10 protein-coding genes are annotated in these 16,005 nt (G+C 63.8%); all 10 read right to left on the bottom strand.

The genetic code is table 11. The features are described from left to right. Position 1: 1 nt before the first annotated feature. Positions 2–3,298 (bottom strand): type I restriction endonuclease subunit R, encoded by a 3,297-nt coding sequence (locus tag ACAV_RS00060; protein WP_013592526.1) that lies wholly within the window; start codon positions 3,296–3,298, stop codon positions 2–4. Between the two features lie 37 nt (positions 3,299–3,335). Next, complete coding sequence (locus ACAV_RS00055; RefSeq protein ID WP_013592525.1) at positions 3,336–4,262, bottom strand: OST-HTH/LOTUS domain-containing protein; 927 nt, start codon at positions 4,260–4,262, stop codon at positions 3,336–3,338. A gap of 6 nt (positions 4,263–4,268) precedes the next feature. Further along, on the bottom strand, positions 4,269–5,585 hold the full coding sequence (locus ACAV_RS23765) for a restriction endonuclease subunit S (protein WP_013592524.1): 1,317 nt from the start codon (positions 5,583–5,585) through the stop codon (positions 4,269–4,271). Then, positions 5,582–7,204, bottom strand: a complete 1,623-nt coding sequence (locus tag ACAV_RS00040) for a type I restriction-modification system subunit M (RefSeq protein WP_013592523.1) — start codon at positions 7,202–7,204, stop codon at positions 5,582–5,584. Before ACAV_RS00040 ends, ACAV_RS23765 begins: the two co-directional genes overlap by 4 nt. Before the next feature lie 25 nt (positions 7,205–7,229). Further along, the gene (locus ACAV_RS24395) at positions 7,230–8,060 is read right to left on the bottom strand and encodes an Abi family protein (protein WP_013592522.1); all 831 of its coding nucleotides are present in this window, start codon (positions 8,058–8,060) and stop codon (positions 7,230–7,232) included. 140 nt (positions 8,061–8,200) lie between these two features. Further along, positions 8,201–9,652 carry an N-6 DNA methylase gene (locus tag ACAV_RS00030; protein WP_013592521.1) on the bottom strand — a complete coding sequence of 484 codons (1,452 nt, stop codon included), beginning with the start codon at positions 9,650–9,652 and terminating at the stop codon, positions 8,201–8,203. Beyond that, a complete protein-coding gene (locus tag ACAV_RS00025; protein ID WP_174270265.1) occupies positions 9,645–10,268 on the bottom strand; it encodes a restriction endonuclease subunit S in 624 nt (207 codons plus the stop codon). Before ACAV_RS00025 ends, ACAV_RS00030 begins: the two co-directional genes overlap by 8 nt. 162 nt (positions 10,269–10,430) lie before the next feature. Next, entirely contained in the window at positions 10,431–13,064 is a 2,634-nt protein-coding gene (gene gyrB / locus ACAV_RS00020; RefSeq protein WP_013592519.1) for a DNA topoisomerase (ATP-hydrolyzing) subunit B, read from the bottom strand. 73 nt (positions 13,065–13,137) lie between these two features. Then, positions 13,138–14,256, bottom strand: a complete 1,119-nt coding sequence (gene dnaN, locus ACAV_RS00015; protein WP_013592518.1) for a DNA polymerase III subunit beta — start codon at positions 14,254–14,256, stop codon at positions 13,138–13,140. A 159-nt stretch (positions 14,257–14,415) separates the two neighbouring features. Next, the gene (gene dnaA / locus ACAV_RS00010) at positions 14,416–15,837 is read right to left on the bottom strand and encodes a chromosomal replication initiator protein DnaA (protein WP_013592517.1); all 1,422 of its coding nucleotides are present in this window, start codon (positions 15,835–15,837) and stop codon (positions 14,416–14,418) included. Positions 15,838–16,005 lie beyond the last annotated feature (168 nt).

Below are 16,005 nucleotides of genomic sequence, written 5' to 3'. Positions count from 1 at the left end.
CTCAGTTCTTCAGCAGGATGTCGAGGATGCGGGCCGCGTGCTCACGCGCTACTCCGCGTTCCCAGCCGGCCAGCGGCATCAGCAGCTTGCGCAGCAGGTCGCGCATCTCGGGGTGAAGGTCCAGCATCTGCTTCCAGTTGCTGGCCGCCAGCGTCTGGCTCAGATGGGGGTCTTCAAAGAGCTTGGTCGTGGCCGCGCGCGCCGTGTCCTCGCCCAGCAGGACGGCCAAGTAGCGGAACACTGCCGAGTGCGCCGGCGTCTCAAAGCCCGTCTTGTCCTTGTCCGCTACGCGCTGGCCGAAAAGCTCCAGCTGCTCCAGGAACTGCGCTTGGCTGATGCGGCCGGCTTTCTCCTCCTCCAGCAGCTTCTCCAGCTCCTCGGCCAGCTTGTCAAAGAAGGCCGGGTCCTTGTCGCGGCCGGTGACGATGGTGTGCTTGAGCTGGTTCTTCATCACCAGCGCTTGGCTGCCCGGGCTGGCCAGCTGCTTGAGCCGCGCCATGTCGCTGGCATCCAGGATGGACACCTCGCGCCCCAGCAGGCTCTTGGCCGGGCTGGCGGCGATGTACTCGTCCAGCAGCCGTTGCAACAGGGCAGATTCCAGCTGGGTGATGCGCTCGCGGTAGGTGGCGTCCGGCAGCTTGTCGCGCAGCATCAGCCGGATTTCAGCGAACAGCTTGAAGTAGGGCTTGAAGGGCAGGCCGCGCACATCGGGCAGGATGATGTCGATGCTGCGGTTGAACTGCTTGGCCAGTGCCAGGAAGTCCTCCACCGCATCCAGCCGGCTGGCCGGGTCCAGGAAGCGCTCCGCATCGTCCTTGTAGGCCTCGCGCTCGCTGACCGGGTCGTGCTGCTTGGGCAACAGCTTCAGCAGCCGCTCCAGCGTGCTCTGCAGCTTGGGCAGCTCGGTCTCCACGCCTTGCCATACCTGTGCCGGCTGCACCTCGCCACCGTAGAGCTTGAGCGCCTGGTCCAAGTGCTCCACCACGCCGTGGTAGTCCACGATGTAGCCGGCGTTCTTGCCCGGCAGCGTGCGGTTCACCCGTGCAATTGCCTGCAGCAGCGTGTGTTCCTTGAGGGGCTTGTCCAGGTACATAGTGCTGACGACGGGCGCATCCCAGCCGGTCAACAGCATGTCGGACACGATGATGAGCCCCACGTTGTTCGCATGCGGCTGGCCGTCCTGGCCCTTGCTTTCGTCGCCATAGGGCAGCGGGAAGAGCTTGCTGACGAAGTGGCTGATCTGCTCGGCCGGCAGGGCCACCGGCTGCTTGCCCGCCTTCAGCTCATCGCGGATGCGCTCCTCGATGCTCTGCACCTTGGTGACCGGCAGCCTGTACTCGGCCGCCTCTTCCTCCACCGTTGCACCGGTCCGCGTGCCGGTGATGCCCGCCAGGGAGATGACCACCTGGCTCTGGAAGGTCGGCAGCCCCTGCGCAGCGCGCTGAGTCATCAAGTCATCGAGCAGGTCCTTGTATCGCACGGCCATGTCGCGGCCGTTGCACACGAGCATGGCCTTCAGGCCCTTGGCCTGGACGTGGCTGACGAAGTGATCCACCAGGTGCGCCGCAACCTGCTCCATGCGGTCACCCGCGTGGCGCCAGCGGGCCAGCAGCGCCTTCTTCAGGGTTTGCTGGTGCGTCTCGGGCGCCTGTGCGAACTGCTCGTTGAAGGCCTCGTCCAGCTTGGCATCGGCAGCCAGCTTGACCCAGGCGTCCTGGTACTTGATGGGCAACGTGGCGCCGTCGGCCACCGCCTCGTGCAGCCGGTACTCGTCGATGTAGGTGTCGCCCCCGAACTCGGCCAGCGTGTGCTTGTCGTCGTTCAGCAGCGGCGTGCCGGTGAAGGCGATGAACTTGGCGTTGGGCAGGCTGGCGCGCATGAAGGCGGCCAGGAAGTCGTACTGGCTGCGGTGGGCCTCGTCCACCAGCACGTAGAAGTTGGACTTGGCGCTCAGCACGCGGAAGCTGATCTTCTCGCGCTTCAGCTCCACCCACTTCGGGTCCAACAGCACGCCGTCGGCGTCGTGCAGGCGGAAGTTCTCGTTGCGCTCCTCCAGCATGAAGAAGTCCTTGCCCACGCGCACGCGTCGGTGCCGCGTGGCCTGCAAGACCTCGTCCGTTTCTTCGGGATCGCCGTCGGTGCCGTCCTCAGCCCGGGCGTCAGGCTCGTCCCCTTCTTGGAACTTCTGCACCGTGCTCGTGAACACGCTGCCGTAGTCATTGCCCAGCATCCTCACCAGTCCGGCCACCGACACGGCCTGGATGGCGCGGATGCCCACCGCGTGGAAGGTGTCGAAGATTTGCCTGTCCAGGTCACGCCGGTCGGTCAGCACCAGCACCGTGGGGTTGGCCAGACCGGTGCTGTCGGCCCGCAGCAGGCGGGCCAGCAGCGCCATGGTCAGCGACTTGCCGCTGCCCTGCGTGTGCCAGATCACGCCGCTCAGCGGCGTGGCGCCGGTCAGCCGCCGCACCGTCTTGCGCACGGCGCGCCACTGCTGGTAGCGCGGCAGCTTCTTCACCGTCTTGCCGTCGCGAGTCTCGAACAGCACGAAGTGCGCCACCAGCTCCACAAAGCGGCCGGGCTCGAACAGCGCCCACAGCAGCTGCTCCTGCTCGGCGGGCTCACTGCCCAGCAGGGCTGCCACCTCGGCCAGCTCGGTGGCTTCCAGCCGGTAGCGGGCGTAGAAGGCCGGCTTGGTGAGTATGGCGCCGTACAGGCCCTGACGGCGGTTTAGCCCCACGCACACCTGGTTGAACACGAACTGCGCCGCAAAGCTGCGCTGGTAGCCGTCTAGCTGGGCCAGCGCCTCGTCCAGTCGATGGTGGCTGGCCTTGCACTCGATGATGGCCAGCGGCAGGCCGTTGACGAACAGCAGCAGATCGGGCCGGAACAGCTCGCCATCCGCATTGCGGCCCACGTACTGGTCCACCACATGGAAGTCGTTGCTGCTCGCGTCGGTGGCATCCAGAAAGCGCACGCTGCGCGGCTGGCCAGCCAGGTCCTTCACCTGGATGTCCGAGCGGTGCAGCACCTGCTGCCACACCGCCTGGTTGGCCGCCAGCAGCTCGTCGTTGGCGCGCTTGCGCAGCTCGATCAACGCCGCATCCACGCCGCCGGGCGCGTCGGCCAGCCAGGGGTTCAGCGCCAGCAGCCGCGGGCGCAGCACGTCTTCCAGCACCGGGGCCAGGTGGCGATGCTCCACCTTCACCGCGGCGTCGGACAGGTGGGTGTAGCCCAGCCGCACCAGCCAATCCAGGGCCGGCGTTTCCACGCCGGTTTTCTCGGGGACCTGGCTCATGTGTGCGCTCCACAGGCCAAGGCGATCAGCCTTTTGTTCATGTTTGATCCTCCCTGCGGCTGCGGTAGCAAACCACCGTGCCGGTTGTCGTTGTCGTGCCAGCGCCTGTTTTGGGCGCCGGGGCCGGCTTCTTCATGACCTCGAACTCGTCGCTCTCATACAGCACCTGCCGCCAACTGCTACAGCCGTAGCGTTTTGGCGTCTGGTCTGGGTGTTGCCGGTTGATCCAGGCGATGGCGGCGTTTAGCTCCGTCCATCGCGCCTGGCTGCCCGAGGGTGCCAGCGCCTGCTCCGCCTCGCGCAGGCTGCTAACGACGCCGCTGACAGGCCAGTTCGCCTGACCGTCTGGCGCAATGCCGTCGATCAACATGTCCTTGAAGGCATCGCTGTTCATGAAGGACGCAGCCAGGGCTCTGGCGTTGTCCATATGCTCGGCCCAGGTGCGCAGCGTCTGGTAGTGCCGGTCGATGGTGGCCCGGCTGGCGTCCAGGTAGGCTACGGCCGCCTCGCAGCGGTCGAGCTGCGCTAGGTCATAGCGCTCCAGAAGGTGGTGCACCAGCTCGTTGCGCAGGTCCACCAGTTCCTTCAGCTCGGTCGTGATGGCGTCATGGCGCTTGGCGCTCATCGTCATGCGCTGCTGGAAGCTGAACCAGAGCTTGTCGCCAGGAGCCTTGTCGTCGGCCACCGCCGTCGGGGAGGACCCGTCTTCCGCAAGCAGGTAGCCGCCCGTGAACAGGCTCACCAGACCGCCCAATGTGGTCCTGTGAACGCTCGCCACCCGGGCGTCGCGCAAGACCTGCAGCTGGGCGGGCTCGCCTGCCAGATCGGTGTTCGCCACCATGGCCTTCAGCAGCCGCTCGTACTGCTGCAAGCGCCAGATACAGCCGCCCAGCTTGTGCTGCACGGCGCGCTGCAGCTCGGCCAGACTGGGCCTGTCGTTGGTTGGCGAGGCGGCAGCGTCCATCGTGGGTCAGGCGGCGATGTCGGCGTCGACCTTGACTCGCCATTCGCCGGTCAGGAGCTTTTGCATCAGGCCGCTCTTTAGGTCACGGTAGAGCTCATGCTTTGCCTGAAGAACGGCAATCTTTGCCTCGACGCACTCCAACACTTCATTGATAGCGTTTTGCTCAGCCAAGGGCGGGAGTGGGATATTCATGTCAGCCAATGCTGCCAAACCCAGCGTCTTGTTTCTGCCGGCCCCTCCCGGCGAGGCAAGGCCGATTGAGGCTAGGCCTGCCGGTGTGACGAGATAACGCGCAACAAAGTGAACGTTGGCAATTTCTGGATCGACCTTGCAGGTGATGTAGCGGTGTGAACCGTAGCGGCCGTCGTCCTCTGGGCTGGCAACAGCCACAGCGCCTTCCCAAGCGAAGACGTTCGACAGCAGAAGGTCGCCCGCCTTGATGAGGAACAGGCGCTTGCTGCCCACCTGTTCGCCAGTCAGGGCAGGTTTGTGAAACGTACCTTTGCCGAAGGAGCGCAGGCCAAGCTCTGGGTAGCTTTTGCTAGGCTGGACATCGACTTCGCGCCGCACTAGCGGGGCGAAATCGCCCATCCGCCCCATCCGCCATGACTTGGGATACTCGGCCGAACCGACCTTCACGAATGCGGTATGTCTCGTCCATCGGCCATCGGCGCTCTTGCTCCCGATGCCTTTGCTGAACAAGGTCTGGATGAGGCCCTGCTTGATGGTCTGGGTTACTTCGATCTGGCGCGCAATCACGTCCAGCTTGTCGTCCGCTGCCGTTAGTATGGCGGCGATCCCCTTTTGCTCGAGTACCGGAGGCAGCGCGATGGGGTAAGCGCGCAGGAATTCGGCAGGTACGCGCTTCTGTCCGGCCGAGCCGACCATGTTCCGCTCACCCTTCGTGCGAAACGCTTCTGTGCGGGTATGTAGGTGCAGGAAAGCAGGGAAGGCGATTTCTTGACGAGCACGTATGACATGGAACTCAGTGCTACCGAAGCCCACGCCGTTCAGCAGACCGGCAACATGGGCACCCTTCCCATTCTCGAAGCAAGGGGTGATCTTGGCCACCAGCACATCGTCGTCAATGAATGACGTGAATCCTTTGGCGACGTCGCTGTAACTCCGGGTCTGACGGGTGCGGATGCGGCCATCTTCTGAAACGTCACCCATCGCCAAGAAGGAAACTACAGCCTCGTCTGACTCGGGATAGGTTCGGGGGGGATTGACCTGAGCAAGCTCTCCCATGTTTGACCATCGCCACCCAACAGGAAGTCCCTCGGCCTTCGGTGTGACTTGCTCTGCCGTGCCCATCGACTTCATGCGCCCGCCTCCAGTAACCCCAACTCAGCCAGATAGCCGTTCAACCGCGCATCAATCTGGGCCTCTTCTCCGGCTAATGCTGCCAGTTGCGCCAGGGTGGCCGCCACATCCACGGTCTCCTCACTCTCCCCGTTGTCGATGTATCGCGCAATGTTGAGGTTGCCGTCATTGCTGCGAATCTCGTCCAGCGAGACCACGCGGCAGTAGTTCTCCACCTCGGTCTGCCGCTCAAAGGCGGCCTTGTGCGTGCGGACGATGCGTTCGACGTCCTTGGGGCGTAGGCTGTTCTGGGCTTTGCCTTCCAGGTACTCGCGGCTGGCGTCGATGATGATGACCTTGCCCCTGAGTCCGACAGGCTTGCGCTTGTTCAGGACCAGCACGCACGCCGGGATGCCAGTGTTGTAGAACAGCGCGGGCGGAAGGCCGACGATGGCCTCGATGAGGTCGCCCGGTTGTCCGCCACTGGCGGCATCGGTGCCGAAGAGCAAGCCCTCGCGAATCTTGCCCTCCTCGCCGCCCCGGAACAGCACGCCGTGCGGCAGGATGATGCCCATGCGGCCGTCGGCCTTCAGGCTGGCCAGCATGTGCTGGGCAAAGGCCAGGTCAGCATAGCCGCGTGGCGGCACACCGTAGCTGAAGCGGCCGAAGGGGTCGCTGACGGTCTTGTAGTTGGGCGTCTTTGGCTTCCTGTTGTTATCTGCGCCGCCTTCGCTGTCCTGCGCGGCCTCGGCTTCAAGCTCTAGCGGCGTCCACCAGGCCTTGGCGGAAAAAGGTGGGTTAGCGATGACGCGGTCGAAGGTCTTGAGATAGCCGCCTTCCAGATGCCTGGGCTCCACAAGGGTGTCACCACGGTCGATCTGGGCCCGCATGTTGTGCAGGTAAAGGTTGAGCTTGGCGATGGCCCAGGTGCCCAGGTTCTTCTCCTGGCCGTAGAGCAAAGCGTTGGGTTGGCCCAATAGCGTGCCTTTGGGCAGCTTGGCGATGTGATGGGCGCTTTCCACCAGCATGCCGCCGCTGCCGCAGGTGGGGTCATAGACGCTGTGGCCGGGCTGTGGGTCGATGAGCTCCACTACAAGTTGCACCACGGCCTTGGGCGTGTAGAACTCGCCGCCCTTCTTGCCGGCGTCGTCGGCGAACTGCTTGATGAGGTACTCGTAGGCATCGCCCAGCATGTCGGCCTTGTAGAGGTCGGCATTGCCCAGCCGGTACTGGTTGAAGTGGCGCAGCAGGCGCTGCAGCGTGGCGTCCGACAGCACGCGCTTGTCGCCGTACTGCGTGGCGGTCAGCACATGTTGCAGCTCGGTGTTGTTGGCCTCGATGTCGGCGAAGGCCTTGTCCAGCGCCTCGCCAATGTTCTCGGTACGCGCGATCAGGTGAGACCAACGAGCCTCAGGGGGGAAGTCTCCCCACTTGTCCAAAACTTCGACGGTGGCGTCCAGCAGGCTGAGACCTTCTACTTGCTGCAACTGCTTCACTCTTTCCTCAAACACGTCGTTGAAGCGCTTGAGGAAGAGCAGGCCGAAGATGTAGTTCTTGAAGTCCGACGAGTCGATGGAGCCACGCAGGATGTTGGCAGACTCCCAGAGCCAGGATTCGAGGGTGTCGAGGGTAAGGGACATTGGCGTACGGTTCTTATAGGTCTTGTCAAGGAAGAGGAAGGTTCTGTCGGTAGAGGTCCAGGGCGCCCGGCTGCAGCAGCTTTTCGGCGTCTTGATAGCTTGTGCCGTCCTTCACCATGCTGGCGACTTCAGGCGACAACCAATGAAGCAAGTCCATCACGCGGTCGTGCTGCAGCTTCAAGCGCTGGACGGCTTCTCCAGGAGTTCGGGGCGCCGGGGCTGCCAAGGCCACAGGTCGACGCTGGCGCGGCCGTGATTCCTCGTAGAGCGCACCTTGCTTCCAGATCGGCTCGTGATGAGCAATGCGGTTCCGCAAGTACCTGCACAAGTCCAGGCGAGCGAAAAGCGCATCTCGATGCGCCTGAGCGCGCCAATAGGCGGCAGTGTTCTGTCGATGGCCAGGGACGACCTCGATCAGGATGTCGCCCCAGGCCAGCCGGGTGCCACGAACGTCCTGCGAGACATCCAACAGTGCTGGCCAGAAGCCTAGGGTCTGCTTGGCAACTACGTCGTCGGGAGCAGGTGCGGGCCTGCGAAGCTGGCCAGTTGTGCTGTGAGTGACCTTGCGAACGCTGTCGCGAGAGTGAGAAGACAGGTTTAGGTGGTGGTACCAGTCTCGAGACGGTCCGGCGGCGCCTGTACCGTAGCGTTGGCTGAGCGCTCGATGAAAGCGATTGCGCATCGTCACCTCAACCCACTTCAGGTTGCGATTCAAGGCTGCGCAGACATCTTCGTGCCACAGATAGACACCGAGGAGTTCCTCGTCAGTCTGAGGCTGAAAGAACTTCCGATAGCTGCTGAGACGAGGGGCTGAGATGGCTGCAATCAGCGCAGGGACATCGGCGGAGGTAGGCATGGGTGCGTGTTCTTCTTGTTTGCTATAATTACGTCGTAGGCGCTTGGGCAACACAGGCTGACAGCTCTCTCTTCGGACGGACGTCACCCTCCAAGTCGCAAAAGAGGAGGCGGCCGCGTAAGCGGCCGTTTTCCTTTGTGTCACCCACGGCTCATCTCCTGGATGAGGCTGGCAAACCGGCTCTCCAAATCTTCCAGCTCGGCTCGGAGCTGTGAGCGCTCCGCACGAAGTGCCTCCAGATCCACCTGACAGACCGGCTCCACGGCCTCCACATAGCGAGCCACGTTGAGGTTGCAGTCGTTCTGGAGGATGTCTTCCAACGACACTAAGCGGGCGTAGCCCTCAACATCCGCCCTGGCCACATAGGTGGCCTCGATCTGAGCGAGGTCTTCATCGCGTAGCCGGTTTTGGGTTTTTCCGTGCTCAAACTGGCGGCTGGCCTTGATGAAGAGCACTCGCCTGTCACTCTTGTCCTTACGCAGCACCAGAAGTGCAATCGGCAGGGGCGTGTTTGGAAGCAGCTTGGTTGGCAGTGCGATCACTGCGTCTACGAGGCCTTCTTCCAGCAATTGCCTGCGAATCTGTAGCTCCGCACCGCTGCGGAAGAGGACACCGTGGGAGACCACCACTGCCATGCGGCCACGACCGGGCTTGAGGGTCTCCACCATGTGGCTGAGAAAGGCATAGTCAGCAGTCCCACGTGGAGGAATCCCTCGCCGATAGCGGCCATAGAGGTCGTTTGCTGCCGCCTCCTGCCCCCAGTCCTTCACATTGAAAGGAGGGTTCGAGACCACCACGTCAAACTCTCGAAGCCTGCCGTCGGCCACCAAGCGCGGGTCTTTGAGGGTGTCTCCCCATTCCAGTTGAGCAGTTAGCTCCCCATGCACAAGCATGTTGATTTTCGCCAGCGCCCATGTGCTGCCGTTCTTCTCTTGGCCAAACAGTTGACAGCCCTCATAGCCAGAGCGAGCGCGCGCGAAGGCGCTGCAGGCCAACAACAAGGTGCCGGAACCGCAGCAAGGATCACCAACGCTTTCCCCAGCTTCGGGCTGGAGGATTTGGGCAATTAGCCGGGAAACCTGGGGCGGAGTGAAGAACTCGGCACCGCGCCTTCCACTCGCTGCGGCAACTTCGCTGATAAGCGTTTCGCAAGCAAAAGCGACGGACTCGGCAGCGTTTTCGTCCCGGTAGTCGAACTCCAGACCGCCGAACTGATCTAGCCAGTCGGAGAGGATGCGTTGCCTTTGCTCGGGGTTCCCCAGTGCAGCGGAATCGAAGCTGACGTCATGAAAGACGCCTTGGAGCAGCGGGTGCCGGTCTTCCAGATTGGCGAGTGCTTGGTCGATACGCTTCCCGAGGTCGGCCATGTGACCGGAGTTGGTCAGTACAGCGAAAAGCTGTCGCTGGCTCGTCTTCCCATTCAGCGCGATGCCGTACCCTGCGTCTCTGGCATCACGATCAGAGAAGTACTTCAGCACAAGCAGAGCCAAAAGATGGCCTAGGAAAGTACCAACGTCAGCACTGCTCCGGACCGCGTCAAAGCACCTTCGGAGTGCACTGCGGATCGCATACTGCTGTTGAGCGTCAAGCATTGGCGCCTCCACGATGCCGGAGCTGGCTGGCGAGTTGAGTGACCTCGATGCCCTCCAGTTCAGTCAGCCGACGGCGGATGGTCGCAATCCGTCGAGCCAGTCGGTCAATCTCGGCAATACGCTGCTGTTGGGGCAACTCGGGCGTATCCACCTCCAGTGACAGCAGGGCGGTTTTGGTCAGCGCCTTGATAGTGGTTCCAGTTAGCAAAAGCGACAGCTTCGCCTGCGTGACTGGGAGGTTGAGATGCCAGACCAAGTAGCCGGCGTCCAAGTCAACCGCTGGCCGAATGACATTTAGCTGTCCGACCGGCAGCACAGGCTCACTCGCGCCGTTGAAGAGCCAAGCCTTGTAGTAGTCCCCTCGTGACGGGATGACCACATCACCCGGTTGGAGGCAATGCTCTACATACTTCTCTGCGACCACTACCCGCGGGAGTTCATGCCAGCTCGATGGGGTTGAAGAGACGACATCGCGGATAGCGAGCACGCGCACATTGCCTTCAGGACTTTCCTGAAGGGGCTGGTCTCGAAAGACCACTGCAGTGTGGATTTGGGCCAGTGCCGCGAGAGGGAGGGACATAGAAACAAATAGATATTTGCTGGCATTGTAGCGCATAAAAGGCACTTCACACGCAAATATCTATTTGTTAGTTGAAGCGCTCCCTGCGCTTACACCTCAAGACAAGCCCTTCGCGCAGCTCAATCAAAAGCAAGGGCCCCATAGCTTTCGCAGCTTATGGGGCCCTTTTTCGCACCTTATGGGGCGCTCTACAGTCACTCACACATCAATATTCCCCGCCCTCAACGCATTCGTCTCAATGAAGTCCCTTCGCGGCTCCACCTCATCGCCCATCAGCATCGTGAACACCCGGTCCGCCTCGATCGCGTCCTCGATCTGCACGCGCAGCAGGCGGCGCACTTCGGGGTCCATGGTCGTTTCCCACAGCTGCTCGGGGTTCATCTCGCCCAGGCCCTTGTAGCGCTGGCGGCTGGTGGTGCGTTCGGCTTCCTTGATGAGCCAGGCCATGGCCTGGCGGAAGTCGCCGACTTTTTCCTCGCGCTGGCGTTCGCCCTCGCCGCGCAGCACCTTGGCGCCCTCGCCGAGCAGGCCGCGGAAGGTGTGGGCGGCTTCGGCCAGGGCGGCGTAGTCGGCGCCGTGCACGAAATCCTGCGTGATGACGCTGCTCTTGATGTTGCCGTGGTGGCGGCGGCTGATGCGCAGCACGGGCTTGTCGGTGCGGGCGTCGAATTCGCCGGCCACTTCGGCGGGCACGCCGGTGGTGGTCAGTTCGCGCAGCTTGGCCTGCAGGGCGACGGCGCTGGCCTCGGCGTCTTCCACGGTGTCCAGGTTGAGCGCGACGCCGTCGGCGATCGCGCGCAGGGCCTCGCGGTCCATGAAGGCGGAGAGGCGCTCGATGACGGCCTCGGCCACCTGGTGCTTCTGCGCCAGGGTGCCGAGGGTTTCACCATCGAGCGTGCGGGCCTGTTCGCCGCCGGTGGTCACGCTGGCGTCGCGCAGGGCCACGCGCAGCAGGAAGGTGTCGAGCGCGGGGCCGTCCTTCAGGTAGAGCTCTTCCTTGCCGTTCTTCACCTTGTAGAGCGGCGGCTGGGCGATGTAGATGTGGCCGCGCTCGACCAGTTCGGGCATCTGGCGGTAGAAGAAGGTGAGCAGGAGGGTGCGGATGTGCGCGCCGTCCACGTCGGCATCGGTCATGATGATGATGCGGTGGTAGCGCAGCTTGTCCACGTTGAAATCGTCCGCGCCGCTCTTGCCGGTGCCGTCCGCGCTGGCCTTGCCGATGCCGGTGCCCAGGGCGGTGATGAGCGTGAGGATTTCGTTGGAGGTGAGCAGCTTCTCGTAGCGCGCCTTCTCCACGTTCAGGATCTTGCCGCGCAGCGGCAGGATGGCCTGGAACTTCCGGTCACGGCCCTGCTTGGCGGAGCCGCCGGCGGAGTCGCCCTCGACGATGTAGATCTCGCTCATCGCCGGGTCTTTCTCCTGGCAGTCGGCGAGCTTGCCGGGCAGGCCCATGCCGTCGAGCACGCCCTTGCGGCGCGTCATTTCGCGGGCCTTGCGCGCGGCCTCGCGGGCGCGGGCGGCTTCCACGATCTTGCCGCAGAGGATCTTGGCGTCGTTGGGGCGCTCTTCCAGGTAGTCGGTGAGGGCCTTCGCGACGATGTCTTCCACGGGCGCGCGCACCTCGCTGGAGACGAGCTTGTCCTTGGTCTGGCTGCTGAATTTGGGCTCGGGCACCTTCACGGAGAGCACGCAGCACAGGCCTTCGCGCATGTCGTCGCCGCTCACCTCGACCTTGGCCTTCTTGGCCATCTCGTTCTGCTCGATGTACTTGCCGATGACGCGCGTCATGGCGGCGCGCAGGCCGGTCAGGTGGGTGCCGCCGTCGCGCTGCGGGATGTTGTTGGTGAAGCAGAGCACGGATTCGTTGAAGCCGTCGTTCCACTGCATGGCCACTTCCACGCCGATCTCGGTGCCGGGGATGCCGCCGTAGGTCTCCGCGGGGCGGCTGCCCGTGGCGTGGAAGGCGTTGGGGTGCAACACCTTCTTGCTGGCGTTGATGAACTGCACGAAGCCCATCACGCCGCCAGCGCCGGAGAAGTCGTCTTCCTTGCCGGTGCGCTCGTCCTTCAGGCGGATGCGCACGCCGTTGTTCAGGAACGAGAGCTCGCGCAGGCGCTTGGCGAGGATCTCGTAGTGGAAGTCGTTGTTCTCCTTGAAGATCTCGGTGTCGGGCAGGAAGTGCACTTCGGTGCCGCGCTTGTCGGTCTCGCCGGTCACGCGCATGGGCGAGACCTCGACGCCGTTCACCGTCTCGAGGATGCGGTTCTGCACGAAGCCCTGGCTGAACTCCAGCAGGTGCACCTTGCCGTCGCGGCGGACGGTGAGGCGCAGCATCTTGCTGAGCGCGTTCACGCACGAGACGCCCACGCCGTGCAGGCCACCCGAGACCTTGTAGCTGTTCTGGTTGAATTTGCCGCCCGCGTGCAGTTCGGTGAGGGCGATCTCGGCGGCCGAGCGCTTGGGCTCGTGCTTGTCGTCCATCTTCACGCCGGTGGGAATGCCGCGGCCGTTGTCCACCACGCTGATGGAGTTGTCGGAGTGGATGGTGACGACAATGTCGTCGCAGTGGCCAGCCAGCGCTTCGTCGATGGAGTTGTCCACCACTTCGAAGACGAGGTGGTGCAGGCCCGTGCCGTCCGACGTGTCGCCGATGTACATGCCGGGGCGCTTGCGCACGGCCTCCAGGCCTTCCAGGATCTGGATCGCGCCTTCGCCGTAGCCGTCGCTGGGCGCGGCGGCCTGGGCGGGCACGGAAGCGGGGGCTGCGACGGACTGCGCTTGGCTGTCGCCCGTGGGAAGGGTGGGCTCGGGCAGGGTGTTCTCAGCGGTCATGGAAGGCCTTGGGGTCCGGGGAAGCCGCGTGCGGCTTCCGGTGGGGTCGAAAGAAAGTCAGGGGACCGGTACGTCAGATGCGCATGGGCATCACGACGTACTTGAAGTTGTCGTTGTCGGGGATGGTCATCAGCGCGGAGCTGTTGCCGTCGGAGAGGTCCACCTTCACCATGTCCTGGCCCATGTTCGCGAGCGCGTCGATGAGGTAGGTGACGTTGAAGCCGATCTCGATGGTGTCGCCGCCGTAGTCGATGTCGAGCTCGTCCACGGCCTCTTCCTGCTCGGCGTTGTTGGACGCCACGCGCAGGGTGCCGGGTTCGATGTTCAGGCGCACGCCCTTGAACTTGTCGCTGGTCATGATGGCCGTGCGCTGCAGGCTGGCCAGCAGGGGCGCGCGGCCCAGGGTGACGCTGTTCTTGTGGTTCTTGGGGATGACGCGGTTGTAGTCGGGGAACTTGCCTTCGACCAGCTTCGTGACGAACTCCATGCCGCCGAAGGTGAACTTCGCCTGGTTGTTGGCGAACTGCATCTCGATGTGGGGCTGGTTCTCGCCGCCGGCGTCCGACAGCAGGCGCTGCAGCTCCAGCACGGTCTTGCGCGGCAGGATGACTTCCTGCTTGGGCACTTCCACGTCCAGCGTGGCGCTCGCGAAGGCCAGGCGGTGGCCGTCGGTGGCGACCAGGCTCAGCGTGTTGCCCTCTGCCACGAACAGGATGCCGTTGAGGTAGTAGCGGATGTCCTGCACCGCCATGGCGAACGACACCTGGCCGAGCAGGTCCTTCAGCACCTTCTGCGGCACGCTGAAGACGGGGCCGAAGGCGGCGGATTCCTGCACCAGGGGGAAGTCTTCCGCCGGCAGCGACTGCAGGGTGAAGCGGCTCTTGCCGCCCTTGAGCACCAGCTTGGACTGCTGCGACTCCAGGCTCACCGTCTGGTCGGCGGGCATGGTCTTCAGGATGTCGATCAGCTTGCGCGCGCCCACCGTGGTGGTGAAGTCGCCCGTGTCGCCGCCGAGCTCGGCGGTGGTGCGGATCTGGATTTCCAGGTCGCTGGTGGTGAGCTGCAGGGCATTGCCGGTCTTGCGGATCAGCACGTTGGCCAGGATGGGCAGCGTGTGCCGGCGCTCGACGATGCCCGCGACCGATTGCAGTACCGCGAGAACCTTGTCTTGTGTTGCCTTCAGGACGATCATGTCTTCAACCCCTAGTGATTTGTGCGACGGTGCCGGGCCGCCCGGCGGCCGCGTGGGCGATGCCTTTGCCGGCACCCCTCGGCCAACCTGGCATTTTGCCCGGGAACCGGGGCATTTCCTGGGCGCGGGCGGGCTTCACCGTGGTCTTGCGGGCCGCTTTCAGCCCTTGAGCGTCTGCTCCAGCACGTGCAGCTGCTGGTTCAGCTCGGTCAGTTGCTGCCGTTCGCCTGCGATCTTGCGCACCGCGTGCAGCACCGTCGTGTGGTCGCGCCCCCCGAAAAGCTCGCCGATCTCCGGCAGGCTCTTCTGCGTGAGTTCCTTGGCGAGGTACATGGCGATCTGGCGCGGCCGGGCGATGGAGGCCGGGCGCTTCTTGCTGTACATGTCCGCCACCTTGATCTTGTAGTAGTCGGCGACGGTCTTCTGGATGTTCTCCACGCTGATCTGCCGGTTCTGGATGGACAGCAGATCGCGCAGCGCCTCGCGGGCGAGCTGGATGGAGACTTCCTTCTGGTTGAAGCGCGAATAGGCCAGGATCTTGCGCAGCGCGCCTTCGAGTTCGCGCACGTTGGAGCGCACGTTCTTGGCGACGAAGAAGGCGACTTCCTCGGGCATCTCGGCGCTCTCGGCCCGGGCCTTGTTGATCAGGATGGCCACGCGCATCTCGAGCTCGGGCGGCTCGATCGTGACGGTGAGGCCGGAGTCGAAGCGCGAGACAAGCCGCTCGTGGATGTTCGCAAGGCCCTTCGGATAGGTGTCCGAGGTCATCACGATGTGGCTCTTCTTGGCCAGCAGCGCCTCGAAGGCGTTGAAGAACTCCTCCTGCGTGCGGTCCTTGTTGGCGAAGAACTGCACGTCGTCGATCAGCAGCAGGTCGAGCGAGTGGTAGTGGGCCTTGAACTCGTCGAAGGTGCGGCGCTGGTAGGCCTTAACCACATCCGAGACGAACTGTTCGGCATGGATGTAGAGAACTTTGGCGTCGGGCTTGTCCTGCAGCAGGCGGTTGCCCACGGCATGCACCAGGTGGGTCTTGCCCAGGCCCACGCCGCCGTAGATGAAGAGCGGGTTGTACAGGTGCCCGGGCGAGCCCGCGACGTGCATGGCGGCGGACCGCGCCATGCGGTTGGCCGTGCCCTCCACCAGGGTCTCGAAGGTGAGTGCGGGGTTGAGGCGCGAGCGGAACGGCGCGGCCGCGGGTTCGTCCGCCGGGGTGGAGCCGATGGGCGTCTCGGCGGGTGCCGTGGGCTGCTGCACCACGGGGCGAACCACCGTACGGGTAACGCTTTCCCGCTGAGCGAGCGCTAACTCCAGCGTGACCGGCTGGCCGTACAGGCCCTCGAGCAGCGCGGTGATGCGGCCCGCGTACTGGGCGCGGATCCAGTCGAGCTTGAAGCGGTTGGCCACCAGCAGGGTGACCTTGGAGAAGTCGGGGGCGACCTGGGCGACGAGCGGCTTGATCCAGGTGTTGAACTGCTGTTCGGGCAGGTCCTGCGCGAGCTGCTCGACACAGGCTTGCCACAGCCCCTGGCCGGGATCGGCGTCGGTGTCGAAGTCGGGGCTGCGGGAGGGTTCCTCGGTCATGAAGGCGGGATCTTTTTGTGGATAGGAGGAACGGATCAGGGCCTGGGATTGTAGCTTTTCAAGGGGTTATCCACAAGCTGGGCGGGGTGTCCGCGGGCCTGCTATAACCGTGCACCCGCCGGGCATCAGAAGCCCGAGCATTGCCACTTGCCGCCAAGCCTGTGATAA

It is taken from the genome of Paracidovorax avenae ATCC 19860, from assembly GCF_000176855.2.
Classification (GTDB): Bacteria; Pseudomonadota; Gammaproteobacteria; order Burkholderiales; family Burkholderiaceae_C; genus Paracidovorax; species Paracidovorax avenae.
This window is presented reverse-complemented; position numbering and strand designations above follow the sequence as displayed.